This window comes from Pedobacter sp. Leaf132 (genome assembly GCF_920984695.1).
In the GTDB taxonomy this organism is placed as follows: Bacteria; Bacteroidota; Bacteroidia; order Sphingobacteriales; family Sphingobacteriaceae; genus Pedobacter.
In genome coordinates, this window is record NZ_CAKLBO010000014.1 from 42464 (window position 1) to 66679 (window position 24216).

Consider the following 24216-nt stretch of genomic DNA (forward strand, 5'->3'; position numbering starts at 1 on the left):
TTTATCTAACAATGAACACCCAACCGGAGAATATTGGGAAATCTTCGTTGAGGTAAATGGTGTAATAATATGCTGCGGTGGGCAAATCTTTCCCTTGCGATTTACCATTCCAAGGACTGTATGGTCCGTTGTTTTGGTACACCAGATTTCCATATCTGTTTGTGATTTTTATTCTCGCATCTGGAAAGGTATCAAGTGCAGGAATCGTCCAGAAATCGTTAATACCATCCCCATTGGGTGAAAAAGTATTTGGAATATTTATTTGAGGCTGGACCTTAACAGACATCTCATCAGAACTTGAGAGGCATCCTAAAGTAGATTCTGCAAAAAGCGTGTAAGTAATATCTGATGGTGGTGTTGCAATTGGATTTAGCTTTGTTGCATCATCCAAATAAGTTGCCGGCAACCAATAATATTTAACGCTGTCTCCACTAACTTTTCCATTTAAAACTACACCTTTACCCGTTATCGTAAAAAGGTCGTTCCCAGCATCGGCAACCGCATTTTTTAAAACATTAACAGTTAAAGTTGTGGTTGCAGAGCAAGTTCCGTTTGATACAGTAATGGTATATGTGGTTGTTTCTTTTAAGGTTGCGATAGGATTTGAAATATTGATGTCAGACAATCCGGTGGTTGGGAACCACTTGTAAGTTGTGCCTCCATTTACTAATAATTGTATGGGTTGGCCTTCGCATGTTGAAACTGATTTGTCATTAATAGGAACAACTGGCGGCTCTAGGGTAACTTCTGTTGAGGAGGATGCCGTGCAGCCATCTTTTGTGGCTGTTACCGTGTAGATGCCAGCCATGTTTGCTTGAACGTTGCTTAAAACCGGACTTTTTTCGTTGGAAGTAAATCCGTTTGGCCCCGTCCATGAAAAAGATTCGCCGTTTGTAGCAGATAGTTGAACTGTACCCCCAGCACATACTTTGCCGCTATTAACCGCAATAGTAATAAGTTTGGGGTTTACGGTTATTGTAAACGGTTGTGATGCTGTTCTGCAGTTTACCGAGCCAATATTTTCCTGTTCTGCAATTAATAAGCGGTACTTATATACGCCTACTGCAGCATTGGTTAAATTTACATTTAATTCGCTGTTTGTTTCATTAGCAATATCCTGCCAATTTACACCATCATATTTTTGCCAAACAAATGCAGGATTGTTGTAATTTTCTATAATGTTTGCACCTAATTTATACGTTGTAATGCTTCCTTCGCAAACAGATATATCGCTTTTTCCGTTGTTTATAATTGTATTTATAACAGGGCCGCAGGCTCTAAAAGTAATATCATCAAGCGCAATATCATTACCACCGCCGCCCGGGCCATTATTTGTTATTTTTAAAACTAAATCAGTTTGATTTTCCGTTTTGAAAGTGGTTGCATATTGAATCCAGGTGGGCGTTGCGCTTTCCGGTATATCCTTAGTTTCGTATTTATGTAAAATATTACCACTTGTAGTTTCAATGGTAAAAGTGATATTTGGTTTATTTTCAACGTAATTTAAAACATTGATAATCCATGCCGAAAACTCGTAAGTTGTATTTGGACAAAGATTTGGAATTACAGCCTGATAGAAAATGCCCGGATTATTGGATGCATTGACTATCATCATATATCCATTAGGGTCGTTAGGTGTATGGTTTGGTATTTGATGCCACCCTCTTGTACTATTGTACATGCCATTTGTACTTTTTGCAATGGTATACTGCCCATCATTGGGGGTACCTGCAAGATAATTGTAATTTGTATTGGCGGTGCTTAAAGGAGGGGCAAATTGAGTTGAACCAGAACCAAAATTTATATTTATTACAGGGTCGCCCAATGCTCCTTTACAAACCTCTTGAGCAAATATGTTGGAATATATTAGTGTTAAAAATAAAAAAATAAATGATTTAAGGCGTTTTGACATTAATCCGGCGAATGTATCGCAATATCTTAATTAAATTTGAATGGCTATTCTATGCAAAGTAAAGTTTATATAGCATTAAGAAACTCAATTGTATTCACATTATCAGCATAATCCCAAAGCTTTGGGTGCTGGCTTTCTCCAAAATTGAAATGTTTTAAATGTAAACTCGCTTTAGTAACTATACATTGAATGTTTTCTTCCTGTTTGGTCAATTTCGATTCAACTTCTTCTAAACTATTATATTCTTCGTAAAACAAAACAGCCAAAGGCGATGAAAGGTTTTCATCTTTTTTAAGAAGTAAGAAACCGTTGTCAAAATGCTTGGCTGCATTTACCAAATAAATGGATTTATTGTAATCGTAATTGTTCTGGTATTTAAAGTGATTAATTACCGGTAAAAAGTGTTCTATACCTTGGTAAAGTTTTGCGATGTCATATCCTGAAGGGAAATATATTTTAGAAACATTTCTGCAGCCTAAACCAAAATAATCAAAAATGTCGAAACCTAAATTAGCGATATCTTCTTCGGTTTCTTCGCCGGTTAAAATTGCAACACTATTTCGGTTTTTTCTAATTATGTTTGGCACCTTGCTAAAATAATAATCGAAATAACGCGATGAATTATTACTTCCAGTTGCAATTACGGCATCAAAATCCTTAAGCCTTTCTACATATTCAATTTTAACTCTAAGCTCGGGTTCAATCTCAACTAATAAATTTAATACTGCTCTAATTAATTTATCATCAGCAGATGATAATTTGATTAATGCAATGTTGCCTGTTGCTAAAACGGCCAATACATCATGCAATCCAACTAAAGGAATATTTCCTGCTAAAATTAATCCTACTTTTTTAGGCTTTGATGTAAATTTTGCGGTGGTAAACCAATCTTCAACATCGCTTTTATGCAACATTTTTGAAAAGGATAAGATAGACTTATTAATGTTATCCGCAGTAAACCACGGATTGCTTGCTTCAGCAGTATGCATGGCGCTTTCTAAATATTTTGCCGGTTCACCAAGCTTTTCACCCAATTTTATTAATGCGATTTTTACCTTTTCTTGAGTTAATGCTGACATATTTAGAATTATTATTAATGGATTATGTGCTATATTTGCAGCTGCAAAGTTAAACTAAGCAAAAGAATTAGACGAAGACATGGCAATTAAAATAACTGATGAGTGCATAAATTGTGGGGCTTGCGAACCAGAATGCCCAAACAATGCAATTTACGATGCCGGTACTGCATGGCGTTTTTCTGACGGTACAAATTTAGATGGTATAATAGATTTCGGTAATCAACAGATTGATGCTGGAGCAGCGCAAGATGCTGTTTCGGATGAAGTTTATTATATTGTTTCTGATAAATGTACGGAGTGTAAAGGTTTTCATGACGAACCACAATGTGCGGCGGTTTGCCCGGTAGATTGTTGTGTAGATGATGAAGATATCCGTGAAACTGAAGACGAATTGTTAGCTAAAAAAGCCTGGTTACATCAGGAAAACTAATTATAACGGTTGGCAGTTAGTTGTTAACAGTTTTGGTTTCAGAAATCATAAAAAATATATTGGTAAAAGGTTCTAATGAAAGTTAGAACCTTTTTTTTATTAATTTTAATAGTTAGAACAATATAATAGAATGGCGATTTTTCATTAACCAATGAACCAATGAACCAATGAACCAATGAACCAATGAACCAATTAATCTATATCGCTTTTATTTGGAATAATTAAAACCGGACAGGCCGATTTTCTGGCAACGTGTTCTGCAACGCTACCCATTAAAAAATGATACAAACCTGTTCTGCCGTAGGTTCCGATAACAATTAAGTCAGAACCCCATTCATCAGATTGCTGGATAATTCCATGCGCTGCAGTATCCACAATACTCAAATATTCAGTAGTAATTCCGTTGCTATATTTTGATTCTATCTCCTTCAACAAAACATGACTATTTTCTTCGCTGTTATCGTATGTTTCCATAAAAACCGGCGCTAACGTTAAATCGGGGTTTACATTAGCAGGAATCGGTTCAATAATGTTTACCAATGCTACAGCTGCACCAAACTTTTCTGCAATGTCGTAACCTGCTTTCGCAGCTTTTTCAGAACAAGTGCTGTTATCAACAGCTATCAATATTTTTTTAAAATTCATGTTGAGCAGATTTAAATTCTATCATTATAAAAATAACAATTTTGATAGCAAAATGTTAGTGGCTCAATGTAATTTGTTAATTTTACTGCTTCTAATAAGAAAATTATTAAATGGAAAATCAATACGGTATTTGCAGAATTGCAGTGGCTCCATTAAGAGCTGAACCATCTGATAAAGCGGAAATTGTTTCGCAGTTGTTATTTGGTGAGCATGTAGAAATTCTCCAGAAAGAAGAACGTTGGTGGCTTGTACAAAACGGCTACGATGGTTATCAGGGTTATATAGATTTTAGGCAATTGGCAGCTATAACTCAAGAGCAATTTACTAAAATGTATGATAATCAGTTTATTGCGCCATTAAGCTTTAATAACGTTTTAACAGCTGCCGATGGCACTTTATACCACCTAAGCCCGGCAAGTAATTTGCCATTTTTAGCTGATGAATATTGTTTTGCAGGCACCGAAAAGTTTAAGATGAACTTTGAACCTTACGATAGCTCTAAATCGGATTTTAAAAATGATATTGAATCGACTGCAAAGTTTTTCCAAAATGTTCCTTATTTATGGGGAGGTAGGCATTTATTTGGTTTAGATTGCTCGGGTTTTGTGCAAACTGTTTTTAAAATGTTGAATATTAAGCTCAACCGAGATGCCTCGCAACAAGCAGAACAAGGCGAATTGGTGGGTTTTTTATCTGAAGTTAAACCTGGGGATGTAGCTTTCTTTGATAATGCCGAGGGTAAAATAACACATGTTGGTATAATGCTGAGTCCGAATGAAATTATCCATTCATCTGCAAAAGTAAAAATTGATCCTATTGATAACGAAGGGATTTTTAATCGTGAATTAGGCGTTTACAGCCATAAATTAAGAATTATAAAAAGGTTTGTGGAGTAACTCAACCCTCTATTTCCCAAATTATAACTTGTCTGTCATCACCTGTAGAAATTAAATATTTTCCATCGTTACTCCATAAAATTTTATTAATGGAATGGGTATGGCCAATTCCGAGTTTTTCTAAACTCAAAATTTTGTAAAGCTTAAAGTTTTCTGCATCCCAAATTTTTATGCTCTTATCCTGACTGCTTGTAGCAAAATAGGGAAGGCTTGGGTGGAAAACAACATCATAAACGGTAAACATATGCGCCGGAATGGTTTGCATCAATTCGTAATCAGGCAAACTCCAGATTTTTAGTTGTGCATCCCTACTTCCAGAAATCAAATATTTTCCTTCTGGATGATAAGCTAAAGAGGTTACAGGTAAGGTGTGACTTTCTAGATTTTGCTTTATGCTATAATCCGAAAGATTGTAGATTTTTATTAAATGGTCTTTACAACCAAAAGCAATTTCGCTTTCATCGGGAGTAATGGCAATCGACCGTATGGTATCATAAGCAGCCTGAAAGCGATAAATTTCAATAAAATCATCAAGCGACCACACTGCTACGGTCCCATCTTCGCCGGTGGTTATTAATTCGTTTTTACTTTTTACAGTTTGAATATTGAAAATAGGTTTGGTATGAGCATTGATTCTTGCAATTACCTTATCCGCAATATAATCGTAAACACTAAATGCACCACTTCGTTCTCCAACAAAAAGTTGGTTATTGTAATAATGTAGATAATAAACAGAACTCTGCACAGGCAATTTAACCCTTAAAAAGGCCATGGTTTCGAGCGACCATTCTACAACGCCTTTATCATTCCCGGCACTGAAAAATGTTTTATCATCACCTGCATTTGCTAAAGCATAAACTGGATTTTGATGACCGGTAAGGGTTTTTAAGTGGTTAAGCATCAGTTTCTGAACAAAATTTTAGCAAACAAAAGGACTACTTGTTTAATTGTACAAGCCTATTGGCTCTAAATGCAAGTACAAACTGAAGAATTATTAAGAGGTCGAAGATTAGCCTGGTTACTCCAAAGTAGATAATTTCGTTCGATAAGCTTGTTTGAAAAAGTATTTGAAAGGTAAGCAAAGCTGAGGCTAAGGAGAAAAATACGCTCAAAAAGCCCAGCACTAAATGCCACTTTTCAAATTTCAGGTTGTTTCTGATGAAATGAAATAAAGTTACCCAATTGAAGAAAATTGAGGGTACGATAAGGGCTAAATCTAGATAGTTATCGCCGTTTTTTAAGATTGCAATGAAGATTATCCCTAAAAAAAGATTAAGGTAACTTAGGTATTTAAGCATTTGGTTTACAGTTCTTTAATGTTCAACTTTTGGTTGTTGAGCGTTATCATCAACCTGAATGTATTTCAGTTTTTTTTAAGATGCTGATTCAGTATATATGGAACAGCATGACGTAGAATCAATCAATGTTTTATTTATGTCTCTTCTCTAAATTCTTCGCAATATCCTGAATAGATAAGCCTTTTTCTTTTAAAAGAAATAACAAATGGAATACTAAATCAGATGCTTCACCAATTAATTCTTCTTCGCTTTCAGCCAATGCGGCAATTACAGTTTCAACGCCTTCCTCACCAACTTTTTGAGCAATTTTATTTAAGCCTTTACTCCTCATTTTGTTAATGTAAGAGCCTTCAACCGGATTTTCGTATCTATCGGCTATAATATTCTCCAACTCGAAAATAAAATTCTGGTTAAATTCTGTGTTGAAGCAACTGCGGTTTCCTGTATGGCAAGTTGGTCCAACCGCATCAGCCTTAATTAAGATGGTGTCGTTATCACAATCAACAAAAAGTTCTTTTACATAAAGAAAATTATTGCTGGTTTCTCCTTTTGTCCAAAGGCGATTTTTTGTGCGTGAGAAAAAAGTTACTTTGCCTTCCAACTGGGTTTTCTCTAATGCTTCAGCATTCATGTAGCCAAGCATTAAAACTTCCAAAGTTTTATAATCTTGAATGACCACGGGCACTAAACCATCACCATTTTTGTTAAAATCTATATTCATTGTTTTTATCAAGTTTCGTCATTGCGAATAAAATTAAACTCTTTAAGGCAGCTTGTTTTGCCAATTCGTCACCCTAAATTCAATTCAGGGTCTCTATCTTTTTAAGATGCAGAAATAAATTCAGCATGACGACCTACTTATAGAGCTGATTAAGATTGCTTCGTGCCTCGCAATGACGAGTGTTTTATTAAATTTTATATCCTAACCGGAATATTATTTCTTTTTAGTGCGGCCTTTAAATCAGGAATTAGAATTTCGCCATAATGAAATACTGATGCCGCAAGTGCTGCATCAACATTTGCCTTTTGAAAAACCTCTGTAAAATGTTCCGTGATCCCTGCGCCACCCGATGCGATGATAGGGATGTTTATCATTTTATTGATTTTACCAAGTAAACTACAATCAAAACCAGCTTTTGTGCCATCATGGTCCATTGAAGTTAGCAGGATTTCTCCTGCACCTAAATCTTCAGCCTGCTTAATCCAGTTTTCGGTTTCTAAATCTGTTATTAATCTTCCGCCGTTTAAATGAACCATATTTTTTCCATTTACTTGCTTCGTATCAACAGCTAAAACTACAAACTGTACGCCAAATGCTTTAGCTAAATCTTCAATTAGTTGAGGATTACGAACAGCTGCCGAATTGATACTGATTTTATCTGCACCAGCATTTAACAAAGCTTCTGCATCAGCGATTTCAGTTATTCCGCCACCTATGGTAAAAGGAATATTCAACTGGCGGGCAACTGATTTTACCATATCAATCATCGTTTTTCTACGTTCATGAGTGGCAGTAATATCCAGAAAAACCAATTCATCAGCACCTTGTTGCGCATATTGCGCTGCTAATTCTACCGGGTCGCCTGCATCACGTAAATCAACAAAATTTACACCTTTAACGGTTCTGCCGTCTTTAACGTCGAGGCAGGGGATTATTCTTTTACTCAGCATTGTTTTGCTATGTTTCCGTCATTGCGAGGCACGAAGCAATCTGTTTTGCTAGAGAGATTGCTTCGTGCCTCGCAATGACGAGTATTTAATGTTTTCGTTTTAATAGACCAGAAATAATCGAGGCACAGCCACAAAGAAAGCAAGGCAAAAAAAGCCACATACAAAATTCACCAATTGTACCTAAAATCTTATAATATTTGCCCACATAGAAGAAAGAGTTAATTATTATTAACATCATTATAAATGATGCTGCTAATAAAATTATTCCCCATTTAAGCATATTGTTTATCACATTTTATATCGAACTCAACATCTTTAAATTCCAATCCTTAACTTGTTCAATCGTAATTCTATCTTCATAAATGGCTTTTCCAACTACAACACTTCTTATTGGATATTTTGCTAATTCATAAATGTCTTCCATAGAGCTAACGCCACCTGATGCAATTAATTTAATCATCGGCGAATGTTCTAACAGTTTTTTATATAATTCAACGGCTGCACCGCCCAATTTACCATCTTTGCTAATATCGGTACACAAGAAACGGAAGAAACCAAGCGCCAGGCATTTATCAACATAATCCATCAATTTAATTGGCGAACTTTCCATCCAACCTGAGTATTTAATCACTTCGTCTAAAACATCAATGGCAATAACAATGCGGTTTGCATAGTTGTCTTTTTTAGCAAAAGCATCACTTAACTGTTGTAAAAAATCGGGGTTGGTAATGGCTTGCGTGCCAACAATTACACGATGAATTCCTGCATCAAGTAAATTTGTAACCTGTTCAATTGTACGGATTCCACCTCCGTACTGCACCTTCATTTCAGTTTTCTTAATGATTTCGAAAAGTGATTTTTGATTGCTAAAATCGCCTTTGGCACCATTTAAATCGATAATATGAATAAAATCAGTTCCGTTTGAACGATATTTCTCTATCATTTCGGCAATTGAAACATCGTATTCTGTTTTCTGGTTATAATCGCCTTCACGCAGGCGAACAACTTTTCCATCCAAAATATCAATAGCAGGAATTATATACATTTTTTTTAAGTTAAAAATTGAAATGAAATTTATCTAAATATGAGCTATTACTCAACCTAAGTTTGAAAAATTTTTTAAAATCTGTTCGCCAGCATTGCCCGATTTTTCAGGATGAAACTGAACACCATAAAAGTTATCTTTTTGTACCGCTGCCGAAAACTTTAGTCCGTAGTTGGCAGAGGCGATATCAAAAGTAGGGTTATATTCAATAAAGTACGAATGAACAAAGTAAAATTGCGCATTAGGTTCAACACCTTCAAATAGTGAATTGTTTTTATGCTCAACCGCGTTCCAACCCATGTGGGGGATTTTGATATTCAGCGACTTATCGAATTTTTTGGTTTTAACCGGAACAATGTTTAAGAGATTTGCATCACCTTCTTCAGAATGTTCAGTAATTAATTGCATACCTACACAAATGCCCAGAACCGGTTTATTTAAGGCTTTTATGGCATTTATTAATCCGGTGTGTTTCAATTTTTCCATTGCAGCAGCTGCATGGCCAACACCAGGAATGATGATGTGACTGTATTTTTCTAAATCCGTTTCGGAGTTTATCATGCCATATTGTACATTCAAACGCTCTAATGCTGCGGTTAAAGAAAAAATATTGCCAGCGCCATAATTTACTATTCCAATCATTTAGTATTAAGTATTTAGTATTAAGTATCAAGACGAAATGTCTAGCAAACCTAAAATTATCTCTTTATAAGCATTTGAAAACGAATGTTAGTTTTTCAAAGGTTCTGTAGTCCCGCTATTCGTTTCTCCCGATGAAAAATCGGGATTCACTACTATCGGGTTTATTTAACAAAGGTTTTTTGCAATAAGTTCTCCACCACGTATTACGAAGCTGGGTTTGTGCGAGCTGAAGCAATCTAAACATGTATCTTAGATTGCTTCGTCGTGCCCCCTCGCAATGACGATTTTGCTAAACCTTTCCCTTTTACCCTTACAAAAGTCCCTTTGTACTTGGCAAAACCATTTTTTCCGCATCGCGTTTAATTGCCATTTTTATCGCTTTTGCAAAGGCTTTAAATATAGCTTCTATTTTATGATGTTCGTTATCTCCTTCGGCTTTAATGTTCAAATTGCATTTAGCAGCATCGCTGAAAGATTTAAAGAAATGATAAAACATCTCGGTAGGCATATCTCCAACTTTTTCCCGCCTAAATTCCGCATCCCAAACAATCCAGTTTCTGCCACCAAAGTCTATGGCAACCTGCGCTAAACAATCATCCATAGGTAAACAAAAACCATAACGTTCTATGCCCAATTTGTTACCCAAACCTTTTGCAAAGGCTTCTCCGAGCGCAATTCCTGTATCTTCGATGGTATGGTGTTCGTCTATATGTAAATCGCCTTTGGCAATAACTTCTAAATCAACACTTCCATGTCTGGCAATTTGATCTAACATGTGGTCGAAAAAGTTTAAGCCTGTTTCAATTTTTGCTTTTCCGGTTCCATCTAAATCTAAATTAATGGTAATATCAGTTTCGTTAGTTTTACGAATGTGATTAATTTTTCTGCTTCCGGCTTTAAGCAGATTGTATATATCTTCCCATTTTTTGGTTTCTAGTACGATAATATCCAATAAAGTTTCATGCTTATCTAATGCCTCAGTAGAACCTAAAGCATCATTCTGACGTAGAAAAATTGCTTTAGCACCTAAATTTTTGGCTAACACAACATCATTTAATCTATCTCCAATTACGTAAGAATTTTTTAAATCATAATCTTCGCCAAAATATTTTGTTAACAAAGCTGTTCCGGGCTTACGTGTAGGCGCATTATCTTTAGCAAAAGTTCTGTCAATAACCACCTCACTAAAATTTACATCTTCGCCAGCAAAAGTATCTAACATAAAATTATGAATAGGCCAGAAATTTTCTTCAGAATTTGATGGCGTTCCCAAACCGTCCTGATTTGTAACCATTACCAGTTCATAATCCATTTCGTTTGCAATTTTCGAAAGGTAGTAAAGCGAGCGGGGATAAAATTTCAACTTTGCGAAACTATCTACCTGCTCATCATCTGGTTCAATATTTAAAGTTCCGTCGCGGTCTATAAATAATACTTTCTTCATCTTTTAAAAATTTTTCAGAATGTTTAATAGTCTATCATTTTCTGCTTTAGTGCCCACGGTTATTCTTAAACAACCTTCACACAAAATTACTTTGGAGCGGTCGCGTACAATAATTCCTTCATCAACTAAATTATTATAAATTTTAATGGCATCTGTAACTTCCACTAAAATAAAATTAGCATCCGAGGGATATATTTTTGTAACAATATTTAGGTTATTTAATTCGGTAGAAAGCCGCTCTCTTTCTGCAACCGATTCTTTAATCCAATCGTTTACCTGGGCGATGTTTTTTAGCGCTTCAAAAGCTAAATCCTGAGTAGCCTGATTGATATTATATGGTGGCTTAATTTTGTTCAAAACATCGATAATTTTTGTTGATGAAAATGCTATTCCTAAACGTAAGGCTGCAAGTCCCCAAGCCTTCGAAAATGTTTGCAAAACGACCAGATTTCCGTACTCTGTTAACTCCTGAATAAAGGTTTTTTGGCGGGCATAATTTATGTATGCTTCATCAACTACAACAATGCCTTTAAAGTTGGTTAAAATCGTTTCAATATCTTCGCGATTTATCGAATTTCCTGTAGGATTATTTGGCGAACAAATGAAGATAATTTTTGTGTTGTGGTCAATCGTTTCTGCAATTTTTTCCAGGTCTAATTGGAAGTTTGGCAATAGGTTTACTTTACGAATTTCAACATCATTAATATTTGCAGAAACTTCGTACATCCCGTAAGTTGGCGGCAATATGACCACGTTATCTTTGCCGGGATTACAAAAGGCACGATACAATAAATCGATTGCTTCATCGCTGCCATTACCTAAAAAAGTATTTTCTATTGGTACACCTTTAATTTTACTTATAGCATCCTTTAAATCCAACTGCAATGGGTCGGGGTACCGATTATAGTTTGCAGGTAGGGGAGAACCGTAGCTGTTTTCGTTTGCATCTAAAAATATAGATGCCTGACCTTTAAACTCATCTCTAGCGGTAGAATAGGGCTTTAGGTTTTTTATATTTGCTCTTACTAAGTCGTTAATGTCCATTTTTTTTAATGAAAGTCCGATTTCGGCAGTCCGAAAGTCGGATGATATTATATAATGATGTGATATATGTATTACATGCTTTTTATCCTCGGTTTTCAGCTTTGAGGCTTCTTCTTATTGTAATAGCATTTTTATGCGCTTCAAGTCCTTCAGCGGCGGCAAGCGTTTCAACTGTTCCACCAATATTTTTTAATCCATTGGCTGATAGGTGCTGAAAGGTGATTTTCTTAAGAAAAGCATCAGTTGAAACACCAGAATAAGCTTTAGCAAAGCCACTTGTAGGTAAAGTGTGATTAGTTCCTGAAGCGTAATCGCCTGCACTTTCTGGAGTAAGATTGCCTAGAAAAACCGAACCGGCATTGATTATTAGCGGAATAAGCTGCTCAAATTTTTCTGTTGCCAGAATAAGATGTTCGGGTGCATATTCATTTGAAAAATCCATTGCAGCATTCAAATCAACAGCAAAAATTACGTAAGAATTTTCAATTGCTTTAGCTGCGATATCCATTCTAGGTAGTTTAGCTATCTGAATATCAATTTCTTTTAAAGTTTCATCTAATATTTTGTTAGAAGTAACGACTAAAACAGACTGACTATCAATTCCATGTTCTGCTTGTGCAAGTAAATCTGCAGCTACAAATGACGGATTGGCAGTTTCATCTGCAATTACTAAAACCTCCGATGGTCCGGCAGGCATATCAATTGCCACCTTATTTTGAACCATTGTTTTTGCCGTTGTTACATATCTGTTTCCTGGGCCAAAAATTTTATAAACCTGCGGAACGGTTTCGGTTCCGAATGCCATAGCTGCAACTGCTTGCGCACCACCAATAAGGTATATTCTTTCTATGCCTAAAAGTACGGCACAGTAGGCCAAATAGCAATTGGTTTTGCCGTCACTTTGTGGCGGAGAACAAACAACTATTTCTTTACAGCCAGCGATAATTGCAGGTGTAGCAAGCATCAAAAATGTACTTGGTAGAACCGCTGTTCCGCCAGGAATGTATAAGCCAACTTTTTCAATTCCTCTAGATTCCCGCCAGCAAATCACACCAGGCATGGTTTCTACTTTTGCTTCATTTTTTATTTGAGACTGGTGAAAAGTTTTAATGTTAGAATAGGCGGTTTCAATGGCCGCTTTTGCATCTGCAGGAATTGTGTCGGCGATAGCTTTTAATTCATGAGCATCTAAATAAAGTTTTTCAAGTTCAACTTTATCAAACGTTTTGGCAAAATTAATTAATGCTTTATCTCCATCATTTTTTACCGTTTTTATGATGTCTTCAACACGTTCTTCAACCAATTTATCATCTTCAATTTGTCTGGAACATAGTTCTTCAATTTTTGATTTAGATAAATCTTTATAATTATAGACTTTCAATGTGTTATGTTTTTAAATTAACTATTAGTTAATAACAATTTAAGCGTTTTTAACCTATTTTAAGTGATAATTTTTTCAATTGGCATCACTAAAATACCTTCTGCACCGGCGGCTTTTAGGCTGTTAATTTTGTCCCAAAAATCTTCCTCTGCAATAACAGAATGAACCGCTACCCAATTAGGTTCAAAGAGCGGAACAATGGTAGGGCTTTTAACACCTGGTAACAAATCGACAACTTTTTGAAGGTTATCTTTTGATACATTTAGTACCACATATTTGTTTGATTTGGCACTTAAAACAGAACGAATTCTTTGCAGTAATTCTGCAACTTCTGGGTTGCCTGTTATCGATTTATTTCCAATTAAAACTGCTTCAGATTGCATTACATCTGCAAAGGGTTTTAGTCCGTTGCTTTTTAAAGTTCCGCCTGTAGAAACGATATCAAAAATGGCATCACTTAAGCCTAAACCCGGACCAATTTCTACCGAACCGGAAATGGTTCTGATGTCTGATTTTATTCCCTTTTCTGTTAAAAATTTTTCGAGAATTACGGGATAAGAAGTTGCAATCGCTTTGCCATTTAAATCGTCTAATTTTTGAATCTCGCTGCCGGTTTGTACGGCGATTTTAAGTGTACATTTACCAAAGCCAAGGCGCTGCAAATATTCTACATTTGCCTTGGTTTCTGTAATTACATTTTCGCCAACAATTCCTAAATCGGCAATGCCATCTTGTACATATTCTGGAATGTCATCATCACGAAGAAATAGAATTTCTAAGGGGAAATTTTGAACAGTTGATATTAAGGAACTCTTGTAGTTTTCAAAAGAAAGGCCACAATTCTTTAATATTTCTACAGATTTTTCGTTTAACCTACCCGATTTTTGGATAGCAATTTTTAGTGTTTTCAAAGTATTGAATATAGAGTGTGCAAGAAATTATTCTACGGAAAAAAGTTTTGAAGTACAAAACAAACATATCATATCGCCTATCGGCGATGATGTAAATGTAAGTGATGGTTCAAAGTTAATTTCATAAATATATTTCTGCCAATATCAATGCTTTAGCTGATTAGCGATGGCAAATATAGTGTTTGAAATGGTAAATCAAAAAATAATGGCACTTAATTTGCCATTATGTGTTTAAAATTACCATAACCTTATTTTTGCATTAAACTGTATTGTGTTGAAGAATTTCCGCTTTCTAATTATTCCTATTATTTTTTCAATATCAGCTTGCGGGTGGTTTAAGCAAACGCCTGAAATAGGAAAAGTTTTATCTGAACACTTTCAAAATAAGATATACAAAGATTTTGACACCATTGCTTACGATAGTGTTTTCGTAAAAACGATGGATGATTTATCTTCAACATTTATTAATCCAAAAACCATTAAAGCTTTTTATGCATCAAATGCTAATGAGCCCAGAATGGTAACTAAATTCTACATCAATGGGGAACTTGATACACTAATCAGTTACCTTCAAAATAGCAATGTTCACGGTTTTAATCCAAAAATCTTTAAAATTGATGAAATAAAAAGTCTTTTGAACGAACTTAGTGCAAATAAATTTAAAACTGTAGAAGACAGTTATCCGGTTATAGCAAAAATAGAATTACTCGCTTCGAATGCATACCTTAATTACAATAATTACTTAAAATTTGGTGTGGTAAACCCACGGAATATTTTTTCAAGGTATTACATTAAAGTTAAGCGGCCGGATAGTTTAAACATGGTTCAGCTATTGGGTACAGAAAGTTTATTAGATTCATTAAGAAGCATTCAGCCAAAATCTGAACAGTACAAAGGTTTACAGAATGCTTATCTAAATTCTAAAAGCGAGGCTGAAAAACGAATTTTACTGCTAAATATGGAACGTTTTCGTTGGCAAATGCCCGAAACCGGTACAAATTATGTACAGGTAAATATTCCTGATTTTAAGTTAACATGGTTTGATAACCAAGATACCGTTATCACCATGAAAGTTTGCGTAGGCGGCAAACGTGAAAGCGGTTATGAAGATAAATTAAAAGCCTTTGCCAAATCTGGTAACTTGGATGATAAGCCTAAAAACCACGAAACACCGCTTTTATTCAGTAAGATTAACTCAATTCAGGCAAATCCGGTTTGGAATATTCCGGTAAGTATAGCGCAAAGCGAAATTTATTGGATGGCCAGAAAAGACCCATATTACCTATCAAATAGCAACATTAACGTTTATTATAAAGATAAATTAATTGCCGAACCTGATACAATTAACTGGGATAGATACTCAAGAGATAAACTGCCTTTTAAATTTAAACAAGGCTCTGGTGGTGGAAATGCACTGGGTAAATTCAAATTTATTTTTGATAATAGCTCGAGCATTTATTTGCACGATACCAATAATAAAAACGGGTTTAATTTAAGCAACAGAGCCATTAGCCATGGTTGCGTAAGAATTGAAAAACCTTTAGAGTTTGCAGAAAAGCTTGTTGGTGATGATTACACATACGATAAGCTTAGAGCAGAAGTAGATTTGCCTCCGGTTGATAGTACCCACAATAAATGGTACAAAAAACGCCTGGCAGCAAAAGCAGATACCACCAAGGCCTTTAAACTGAAACCGGCGTGGTTTGGTCCTAAAAAACCAGTTCCTTTGCTGATTACATATTATACAGCATGGCCACAAAATGGTAAAATTCAATACAGGCCAGATGTTTACGACATGGATGAAAAGCTTTGGTTGGCCATGAAGAAAACAAGATAATTTATCTTTTAGTTATAAAATGTTTCCCTGCGTTTTATAACTTATTAAATATACATCCCAAACAAACTGACATTTTTATTCTAGCGGATTTATATTTTGAAAACCTTTATTGCTATTTTTTTTCCAGCCGCCTTACTATGCTTTTATGTTGCTTTTAATTTTAAACCCTCCACCGGTGACTTATTGGCCGAAAGTTTGGGGAAAGATATTTATACAAATTTCGATTCCGTAAAATTCGATTCTGTTTTTGTGAATGAATTAAGTGCTTTATGCAAAGCGGATAATAATCTTCGTGATCTAATAAAGTATTTTAATGGCAATAGTAATCCGAATTTTACCATTCGCTTTTTCGGTGCTAAAGGTTTAGACACTTTAATTAGTCATTTAGAGCATAGTTATAGCCACGGCTTTAATCCTCAAACTTTCCATGTAAAAGAAATTAAAGATTTATCTATAAGTTTAAAAGAAAGCAATTTTACCAATATAGAGGAGAGTTATTCAAAACTTGCACGGTTAGAAATTCTGTCATCAGCCGCTTATGTTAAATATGCCAGCTGTTTAAAGTTTGGTGTTGTTAATCCAAAGAAAATATATTCTAGATATCATATTGATGTTAAGCAGGCTGATAGTTTATTTATACCACAAATGTTGGCATCCTTAAATATTATTGATAGTTTAACTGTTCTGCCAAATAAATCGATGCAGTATTTAGCATTACAGAAGGCTTATTTATCATCAAAAAATGATTCTATAAAAAAGATTCTGGCTGTTAATATGGAACGTTTAAGGTGGGTTTTGCCGATTAAAAGTAACAAATATATCCAGGTAAATATTCCCGATTATCGCCTGGTTTACTTTAATGGCGAAGATACCATTACAACAATGAAGGTTTGCGTTGGCGAAAAAAGGGAGTTAGATTATGATAAAAAATTGAAAATTTTTGAAAAAACCGGCGATTTAGATGATAAACCAAATAATAGAGAAACGCCACAATTAGCAAGTGCCATAAAATTTTTGTACTCAAACCCTGAATGGAATATACCGGAAAGTATTGCGCAAACTGAAATATATACTATGGCAAAGCGAAATCCAAGCTATTTGCGCCGACATAACATTTTGGTTTATCATAAAAATAAATTGATAGAAAATCCATCTAGCATCAGGTGGTATAAATACGATAGAAAAAAATTGCCATTTTTATTTGTTCAACAATCTGGTCCGGATAATTCGCTTGGGAAATTAAAATTTATGTTTCCGAACAAAAGTAGCGTCTATCTCCACGATACAAACGTTAAAAGTGCTTTTAAATTAAGCAATAGAGCCATAAGTCATGGTTGTATTCGTTTGGAAAAACCTTTGCAACTTGCCTGGCATATTATGGCCAACGATACCAGGTTTGATAGTGTAAGGACTGAACTCGGTTTAAAGCCAATAAAACCAACATTAGCCATCAAAACTATTGTATCAAAAACTAAAGCGGATGAGAAACCTCCTTTAAAACCCGTTAAATTTTTATTAGATAACGAAATACCCTTGCTAATTACCTATCACACCGCCTGGGCAAAAAATGGTAAAATAGAATATCGTAAAGATGTTTACAACATGGACGATAAACTTTGGATGGCTATGAAAAAGTTTAGATAGAAGCCGTAGATTTGCCGGATGCAAGAAAATCCTAATTTTAATTACCAGGCCGATATTGTTAATACTGCCATCCGTTTTATAAATGCGTGGTTTAAACAATCAAAATCAATCACTGCCGAATTAAGTGATTTTTTTATCCTCCCGGGAAATAAAATAATCGGTAAAGATGTAATTATTAGCAGACTTAAAGGGATTTTTGGACAAGCTGATGAATACGTTGGCGGCAGATATGATATTATTGATGTGCATTTTGAATTGATGGGTGAGGAAAAGGGTATGGGCTTTGTTGAAGGCGTTGCAGGTTACCGCTCTGTATTGGCAAAACAATCAAAAATTGTAAGCGGTCCATTTAAATTATATTTTGCCCTAAGCAGCAACGAGTGGAAAGTTGTTAATATTGAGTTTCCTGGCTTTTCTTATTAAGCATATTTTTAGAACTATTTTATTAGTTTCAGAAAATTCTTTATATATTACAATAAAACCTGTAATCATTATGAAGTTTAATGCTCTACTGTATTTACTCATTTGTCTAATCTTGCTATCGTGTTCAAACGAGCAAGAAAAGCCCAAATTTGCTGCATCAGAAATATTGTTAAGTTCTGATGCATTTTGGAATTATTACTATAATGAAATTAACCTTTCTGATGATTTTATTGCTTTCGATACAAATAATAAGCCCGTAAGCAGGAAAGATTTTTTTGCAAAGCTGGAAGAAGGTTATTTTTTACCTATTTCTCTAGAAACAAAAGATTCGCTAAAACATTATAAGCTTTATGAGTTAACTACCGCTATAGATTCAGAACTAAGGGGCTTTATTATGAATACATTTAAAACAGATGTCAAATTTTTCAACATGGAGGGTAGCTCGATTCCTGAATTTAATTTTACAGACCTAACTTCAAAGGTTTATAATCTAAAAACAGTAAAGGATCAACTTGTATTGCTAAAGTTTTGGTTTATAGGTTGTGGAGCCTGTATAGAAGAAATGCCTGCGTTAAATAAACTGGTTTCAAAGTATTCCAAACGACAAAATGTAAAATTTTTGAGCTTGGCAACTGATTCAGATAAAATTCTTCGTAAGTTTTTACAAAAGACTAAATTTAATTATGCAACAGCATCTGTTGAAACAGATTATGTGACAGAGAAAATAGGCGTAAATTCTTTTCCTACGCACATGATTGTTAAAAATGGTAAAATTTTAAGAGTTATTTCTACAGAAAAGCAGCTTGAAGAAGTTTTAATGAGGTACCAAAAGCCATAATAATTGCAATTCATATTATATACTTGTTGCAATATATTAGACTAGAAACACCTGAATGGGAATGTATAGACAAAAAGATGAAAATTTTAAAATTGGAACTTTTAATTTTTTTTTAAGAAATAAACCAGACTTCGAATGAAATTAAAAATTTACAATTAAAGCTATGGCTTTCCATCAAACTAAAGGAAAGATTGCTACAGATGTCGATTGATAAAGAATTACTCGATGATTTCTGAAATAATGTTAAACCTGTATCTAAAGAGTATCATCAATAAAAAATAAAGATTCTAAATCCTCTGCATAATTTTTCTATCTTTGGTTTTTAATGAATTTCCTGTATCCGGGCTTTCTTTTCGCACTATTATCGGTCGCAATTCCGGTTATCATTCATTTATTCAATTTTCGCAAGTTTAAGAAAGTCTATTTCTCTAATGTTCAGCTTTTAAAAGAAGTAGAACAACAAAATTCATCCAGAGAAAAATTAAAAAATTTACTCATTCTGCTATCGCGAATACTCGCAATTATATTTTTAGTGTTGGCTTTTGCACAGCCATATATTCCTTTAAACAAACAAAAAACTACCATTTTAAATAATTCTGTAAGTATCTATATCGATAATTCTTTCAGTATGGATGCTGTAAATAAAGATGGCAGCCTGCTCGATGAAGCGAAAAGAAACGCCAGAGAATTAGTTAAAAATTTTGGCTTAAATGATAGATTTCAGCTACTAACCAACGATTTTGAGGGTAAATACCAAAGGCTGTTAAGTAAAGAAGAATTTTTGAAAGCGCTTAATGATGTTAAAATTTCATCAGCCAATAAAACATTACAACAAATTTTAGGCAGACAATGCAACATACTAACTGGTTCTGCCAATAAATACAGTTTTATAATATCCGATTTTCAAAAGAATTTTTTTAATCAAAAAAAGTTAGATGCAAAACAGGATATTCAATACGCTTTCTTAAAGTTGAATGCAACAACCTTACCTAATATTGCAATAGATAGTGTTTGGACATTGTCGCCCAATCATCAACCAGGTGCTAGTGAGAGATTGGTTGTGCAGCTGAAAAACTACTCTGAAGAAGATGCGAAGAACATCTCGCTTAAATTAAGCATCAACAACCGTCAAAAAGCTGTAAATGCTGTAAGTATTTTGGCTGGTAAAACCGTAAAAGATACGCTCAGTTTTTCGGGTTTAACCGCTGGTTGGCAAAGAGGAATGATTACCATAAAAGATTTTCCAATAACTTTTGATGACAGTCTTCTTTTTAGCTTTAATGTTGATGAAAATTTTCAGGTATTAAACATTAATGGTAGCGCAAGCCAAGATTATATCAAGCCATTATTTTCGGCAGATAAATACTATAAACTCACAAATAATGTCGAAACTAACATTAACTACAATAATTTTTCAAACTATGGCTTAATTGTTTTAAATGGATTAAGAAATCCTTCAACCGGCTTAGCTCAGCAATTAAAAACTTATGTAAATGCTGGCGGCATTTTGGCTGTTTTTCCAGATTTGGATGTTGATGTAAAAACGTTTAATACATTTTTAAGTGGGCTATCGCTTCCTTCCGTTTCAACATTAAACACCACGGCGACTAAAGTTGATAAAATTGATTTAAAGAATCTTGTATTTAAAAGTGTTTTTGAAGAAGTGCCAAAAAATCTGGATTTACCTGTAGTTAACAGATATTTCTCGTTTATTGAAAGTAACAAAACCAATAAAGAAGATATTTTACAACTTCCGGGAAGTAAATTATTTTTTGCAAAGTATGGTTTAGGTCAGGGGCAAATATATCTGTCGGCCACAAGTTTAAATCAAACCGATGGTAATTTTGCCCGACATCCAATTTTCGTGCCTTTGATGTTTCGTTTAAGTTTAGGTGCAGGTAGTTACGATGCCTTATATTCAGCAATCGGTTCTGAAAATGTGCTAAACAGCAAAAACATAACAATTGGAAAAAACCAATCTTTAAAACTCACCTCAAATCAGTTCGAATCTATTCCTGATGTGCGTTTTACAGAAGGCAGAACATTAATTTACACAGCCGATCAGATTAAAAATCCGGGGTTTTATAACCTAAAACTTAATGATTCTTTATTGGCTGTTTATAGTTTTAATAGTAATCGATCTGAATCGGATATGCACTATTTAAGTAAAACGGAATTGAATAGCTTAATTGGAAAAAGTAACTTAAAAATATACGACACAGAAAGAGACGCTGTAAAATTAATTTCTGGTCAGAACCAAATAGGGCAAACTTTATGGAAACTTTGTCTAATTTTGTCGCTGATTTTTATTGCAGCAGAAATTCTGCTCATCCGATTTTTTAACAACCCTAAAAAAACAATATGAATCTCCTTGTAAAGCAGGTAACCATTGCCGATCCTCAAAGTAAATTTAACAACCAACAGTGTGATTTAAGGATTACTGATGGTAAAATTCAGCAAATCGGTAAATTATCTGCCGAGAAAAATGAAGAGGTTTTTGAGGCAAATGGGGCTTTTTCAACTCCAGGTTTTTTCGATTTAAATTGTGCAGCAGGCGACCCTGGTTTTGAAACTAAAGAAGATATCCAAACTTTAACTGCAGCTGCAAAAGCTGGTGGTTTTACAGGTTTAGCGTTATTACCTCAAACTAGCCCGGTTGTTCAATCAAAATCTCAGGTAGAATATATTGTAAACAAATCAAAAGGAAATCTGGTTGATGTTTTGCCAATCGGAGCGATTAGTCAGAATCGAGAAGCAAAAGAAATTGCCGAATTATTTGATATGCAACAAGCCGGGGCTATCGCCTTTTCTGATGGCGACCGTGCCATTCAGGATGATGGCTTTATGAGTCGTGCTTTGCAATATGCTAAAGGATTAAATGCGCTTTTAATGGTTTATCCGGAGAACAAATCAATCGCCGGCAAATCTCAGATTAACGAAAGCAAAAACAGCGTTTTACTTGGTATGAAAGGTTTACCACCATTGGCCGAAGAAATGCACATCGCAAGAGATATCTTTTTAGCAACGTATAACGATACCAAAATTCACATTAGCAATATCTCTACGGCTGGCTCGGTTGCATTAATCCGCAAAGCGAAAAAAGATGGAGTAAAAATTACCTGCGACGTTACAGCGCATCACCTTGTGTTTACAGAAGACTTATTAATAGATTTTGATAGCAATTACAAAGTAAAACCACCCTTACGAAGCAAAGCTGATGTTAAGGCTTTAATAAGCGGATTAAAAGACGGTACAATTGACGCCATCGTTTCGCAACATCGTCCTGAGGAAATTGAATTTAAAAATGTTGAATTTGAAATAGCTCATTATGGTATTATCGGTTTACAAACTGTTTTACCCCTGTTACTAAAAGCTGGTTTAGATGCGGTTTTGATTGCAGAAAAATTAACCATTAACCCACGCAAATTGCTAAATTTAAATATTCCGGTAATTGCAGAAGGAGCAGAGGCGAACTTTACTATTTTCGATGCAAATGAGAAGTGGTTGTATAATTCAGGCTCTAACCAGTCAAAGTCGGCTAATAGTCCGCTACTTGGAACAGAACTAACCGGAAAAGTTAAATTAGTTTACAATAACAACCAATATTATACAAGCTAAAAGGCTATAAATTAAAGATTAGAGCTGAAGGTTGAATAATCAGCTTTAACCAAGTCTTGATACTAAATACTTGATACTAAAAACATGGATAACAGAGTAAAAAAAGCGCTAAGTGCATCAATAAATAAATATGCCGAAGTTTCGGCAGTTAACACCGGAAACTTTGAAACTGAGTTAATTGCAGCTTTTGAGTTAGATGTTAATTTTTTAGATAAAGCAACAGCTTTTGATGCAGTTTTCGATTCAAACCCTGATTTTGAAGACTTGAGAGAAGTTTTCTTCGATTTATTAATGGTGAATTTTTTCAGCAGCGATGTACAAAAACTCGAAGAGGATTATTTGGAAAGTGAAGAATGGGCAAATATTGAGGAAGAAACTATTGATAGGGGAACAGAACTTTTAAATTTATTATTGTATATTAAAGAATGTAAGGATGAAGATTTGGAACCGGAACTTGGCGATTTTCTGAAAGAATTTTTATTAGTGGAGGATGATGAATTTCAAGATGAATTTGAGATTTATGAAGAACTGATTAGCAACCAGCAACTTGCCGAAAGCAGTGTTGAAGATATTTGTAAAGCTTCAGGGAAGTTAAACATCAGCGAAGAAATGAAAGATTTGTTTGTTCCTTTTATGGTTTTTTTCCTTGATACTGAGGGTAGTGCAACAACAGTTCAAGAAATAAGTAAATTTAGTAGTAACAAATCGTTCGATTCAGCTACTTATATATTAATAACTACCATTAATAACTAAACTAAACTAAACATGGACAAAAGCACTTTAATTTCAAAACTATCCTTAAAATATGGATTAACATTAGCAGCAGTTTCTGTTGTTATTTCTTTAACATTCCATTTTATCAATCCCGTAATGCTTTACACTAATTTTTTAGCTCCCATTGGCGTTTTAGTGGTTTTTATTGCATTATTAGTTATTGTTGGTCTAAACATTAGAAAAGAAATTGGCGGCTATTGGACATTTGGAGAAGCTTTTAAATCGTATCTAATAATAGCATTAATCTTGGCTATCACTGCGGTATTGTTTAATGTGATATTAATGACTTTTATTGACCCTGATTTGCCTGCCACAGCAGCAGCAGCTATAGAAGAATCTCAACGTAAGATGATGGAGGGTTTTGGTATGTCTGGCGAACAGATTGATGATGCTTTGGCAAAAGCTGGTAATATGCAGGAAAAACTTCAGCCTACTTTTAAAAATTCATTAACTAGTTTTGGAGTTTCAATAGCCATGTATGGTGTCCTTTCATTAATTCTTGCCGCAATACTTAAGAAAAAGGAACCAGTTACTTTTAATAACTTTCAAGATCCTACTGCTTAATTTTATAAAATTATAAAATTTTCTAACGTGCAAGTTTTATCATTTAATTTGATGAAATTTGCACGTTATTCAATAATACGTCATTGCGAACGAAGCGTTGAAATGAGTAGAGTGTGCGGC

22 protein-coding genes are annotated in these 24216 nt (G+C 34.6%); 10 read left to right on the top strand and 12 right to left on the bottom strand.

Going from position 1 to position 24216, the window contains the following annotated elements; translation table 11 throughout:
- Window position 1: 1 nt before the first annotated feature.
- Together LUA86_RS18430 and LUA86_RS18435 are read right to left on the bottom strand one after the other, a co-directional pair.
- Complete coding sequence (locus LUA86_RS18430; RefSeq protein ID WP_231465562.1) at window positions 2–1912, bottom strand: gliding motility-associated C-terminal domain-containing protein; 1911 nt, start codon at window positions 1910–1912, stop codon at window positions 2–4.
- 65 nt (window positions 1913–1977) lie between these two features.
- Complete coding sequence (locus LUA86_RS18435; protein WP_231465564.1) at window positions 1978–2991, bottom strand: acyl-CoA reductase; 1014 nt, start codon at window positions 2989–2991, stop codon at window positions 1978–1980.
- Window positions 2992–3070: 79 nt separating this feature from the next.
- Between LUA86_RS18435 and LUA86_RS18440 the strand changes: the two genes are divergently transcribed.
- Complete coding sequence (locus tag LUA86_RS18440; RefSeq protein WP_231465566.1) at window positions 3071–3421, top strand: 4Fe-4S dicluster domain-containing protein; 351 nt, start codon at window positions 3071–3073, stop codon at window positions 3419–3421.
- Between the two features lie 192 nt (window positions 3422–3613).
- Here the strand turns inward: LUA86_RS18440 and LUA86_RS18445 are convergent, their stop codons facing one another.
- Window positions 3614–4066, bottom strand: coding sequence for a universal stress protein (locus tag LUA86_RS18445; protein ID WP_231465567.1), 453 nt, complete (start codon window positions 4064–4066; stop codon window positions 3614–3616).
- 110 nt (window positions 4067–4176) lie between these two features.
- Between LUA86_RS18445 and LUA86_RS18450 the strand changes: the two genes are divergently transcribed.
- Window positions 4177–4962 carry a C40 family peptidase gene (locus LUA86_RS18450; RefSeq protein ID WP_231465569.1) on the top strand — a complete coding sequence of 262 codons (786 nt, stop codon included), beginning with the start codon at window positions 4177–4179 and terminating at the stop codon, window positions 4960–4962.
- Window position 4963: 1 nt separating this feature from the next.
- Here the strand turns inward: LUA86_RS18450 and LUA86_RS18455 are convergent, their stop codons facing one another.
- From LUA86_RS18455 to hisG, 9 genes are all read right to left on the bottom strand, one after another.
- A complete protein-coding gene (locus LUA86_RS18455; RefSeq protein ID WP_231465571.1) occupies window positions 4964–5863 on the bottom strand; it encodes a WD40 repeat domain-containing protein in 900 nt (299 codons plus the stop codon).
- A gap of 527 nt (window positions 5864–6390) precedes the next feature.
- A complete protein-coding gene (gene hisIE, locus LUA86_RS18460) occupies window positions 6391–6981 on the bottom strand; it encodes a bifunctional phosphoribosyl-AMP cyclohydrolase/phosphoribosyl-ATP diphosphatase HisIE (RefSeq protein ID WP_231465573.1) in 591 nt (196 codons plus the stop codon).
- Between the two features lie 194 nt (window positions 6982–7175).
- Window positions 7176–7931: an imidazole glycerol phosphate synthase subunit HisF gene (hisF, locus tag LUA86_RS18465; RefSeq protein WP_231465575.1), complete on the bottom strand. Its 756-nt coding sequence runs from the start codon at window positions 7929–7931 to the stop codon at window positions 7176–7178.
- 295 nt (window positions 7932–8226) lie between these two features.
- Entirely contained in the window at window positions 8227–8976 is a 750-nt protein-coding gene (hisA, locus tag LUA86_RS18470) for a 1-(5-phosphoribosyl)-5-[(5-phosphoribosylamino)methylideneamino]imidazole-4-carboxamide isomerase (protein ID WP_231465577.1), read from the bottom strand.
- Between the two features lie 51 nt (window positions 8977–9027).
- The gene (gene hisH / locus LUA86_RS18475; RefSeq protein ID WP_231465579.1) at window positions 9028–9618 is read right to left on the bottom strand and encodes an imidazole glycerol phosphate synthase subunit HisH; all 591 of its coding nucleotides are present in this window, start codon (window positions 9616–9618) and stop codon (window positions 9028–9030) included.
- Window positions 9619–9928: 310 nt separating this feature from the next.
- A complete protein-coding gene (gene hisB, locus LUA86_RS18480) occupies window positions 9929–11062 on the bottom strand; it encodes a bifunctional histidinol-phosphatase/imidazoleglycerol-phosphate dehydratase HisB (RefSeq protein WP_231465581.1) in 1134 nt (377 codons plus the stop codon).
- A gap of 3 nt (window positions 11063–11065) precedes the next feature.
- A complete protein-coding gene (gene hisC / locus LUA86_RS18485; protein WP_231465583.1) occupies window positions 11066–12106 on the bottom strand; it encodes a histidinol-phosphate transaminase in 1041 nt (346 codons plus the stop codon).
- An 82-nt stretch (window positions 12107–12188) separates the two neighbouring features.
- The gene (gene hisD, locus LUA86_RS18490) at window positions 12189–13487 is read right to left on the bottom strand and encodes a histidinol dehydrogenase (protein ID WP_231465585.1); all 1299 of its coding nucleotides are present in this window, start codon (window positions 13485–13487) and stop codon (window positions 12189–12191) included.
- Window positions 13488–13546: 59 nt separating this feature from the next.
- Entirely contained in the window at window positions 13547–14398 is an 852-nt protein-coding gene (gene hisG, locus LUA86_RS18495) for an ATP phosphoribosyltransferase (RefSeq protein WP_231465587.1), read from the bottom strand.
- Window positions 14399–14669: 271 nt separating this feature from the next.
- Between hisG and LUA86_RS18500 the strand changes: the two genes are divergently transcribed.
- From LUA86_RS18500 to LUA86_RS18535, 8 genes are all read left to right on the top strand, one after another.
- Complete coding sequence (locus tag LUA86_RS18500) at window positions 14670–16235, top strand: L,D-transpeptidase family protein (protein WP_231465590.1); 1566 nt, start codon at window positions 14670–14672, stop codon at window positions 16233–16235.
- A 96-nt stretch (window positions 16236–16331) separates the two neighbouring features.
- Complete coding sequence (locus LUA86_RS18505) at window positions 16332–17879, top strand: L,D-transpeptidase family protein (protein WP_231465593.1); 1548 nt, start codon at window positions 16332–16334, stop codon at window positions 17877–17879.
- A gap of 18 nt (window positions 17880–17897) precedes the next feature.
- On the top strand, window positions 17898–18302 hold the full coding sequence (locus LUA86_RS18510) for a hypothetical protein (RefSeq protein ID WP_231465595.1): 405 nt from the start codon (window positions 17898–17900) through the stop codon (window positions 18300–18302).
- A gap of 70 nt (window positions 18303–18372) precedes the next feature.
- Complete coding sequence (locus LUA86_RS18515) at window positions 18373–19140, top strand: TlpA disulfide reductase family protein (RefSeq protein ID WP_231465597.1); 768 nt, start codon at window positions 18373–18375, stop codon at window positions 19138–19140.
- Between the two features lie 325 nt (window positions 19141–19465).
- Complete coding sequence (locus tag LUA86_RS18520; RefSeq protein WP_231465599.1) at window positions 19466–21505, top strand: BatA and WFA domain-containing protein; 2040 nt, start codon at window positions 19466–19468, stop codon at window positions 21503–21505.
- On the top strand, window positions 21502–22758 hold the full coding sequence (locus LUA86_RS18525) for a dihydroorotase (RefSeq protein WP_231465601.1): 1257 nt from the start codon (window positions 21502–21504) through the stop codon (window positions 22756–22758). The genes LUA86_RS18520 and LUA86_RS18525 overlap by 4 nt, the downstream gene beginning before the upstream one ends.
- A gap of 84 nt (window positions 22759–22842) precedes the next feature.
- The gene (locus LUA86_RS18530) at window positions 22843–23511 is read left to right on the top strand and encodes a hypothetical protein (protein WP_231465603.1); all 669 of its coding nucleotides are present in this window, start codon (window positions 22843–22845) and stop codon (window positions 23509–23511) included.
- Between the two features lie 12 nt (window positions 23512–23523).
- Window positions 23524–24096, top strand: a complete 573-nt coding sequence (locus LUA86_RS18535) for a DUF4199 domain-containing protein (RefSeq protein ID WP_231465605.1) — start codon at window positions 23524–23526, stop codon at window positions 24094–24096.
- Window positions 24097–24216 lie beyond the last annotated feature (120 nt).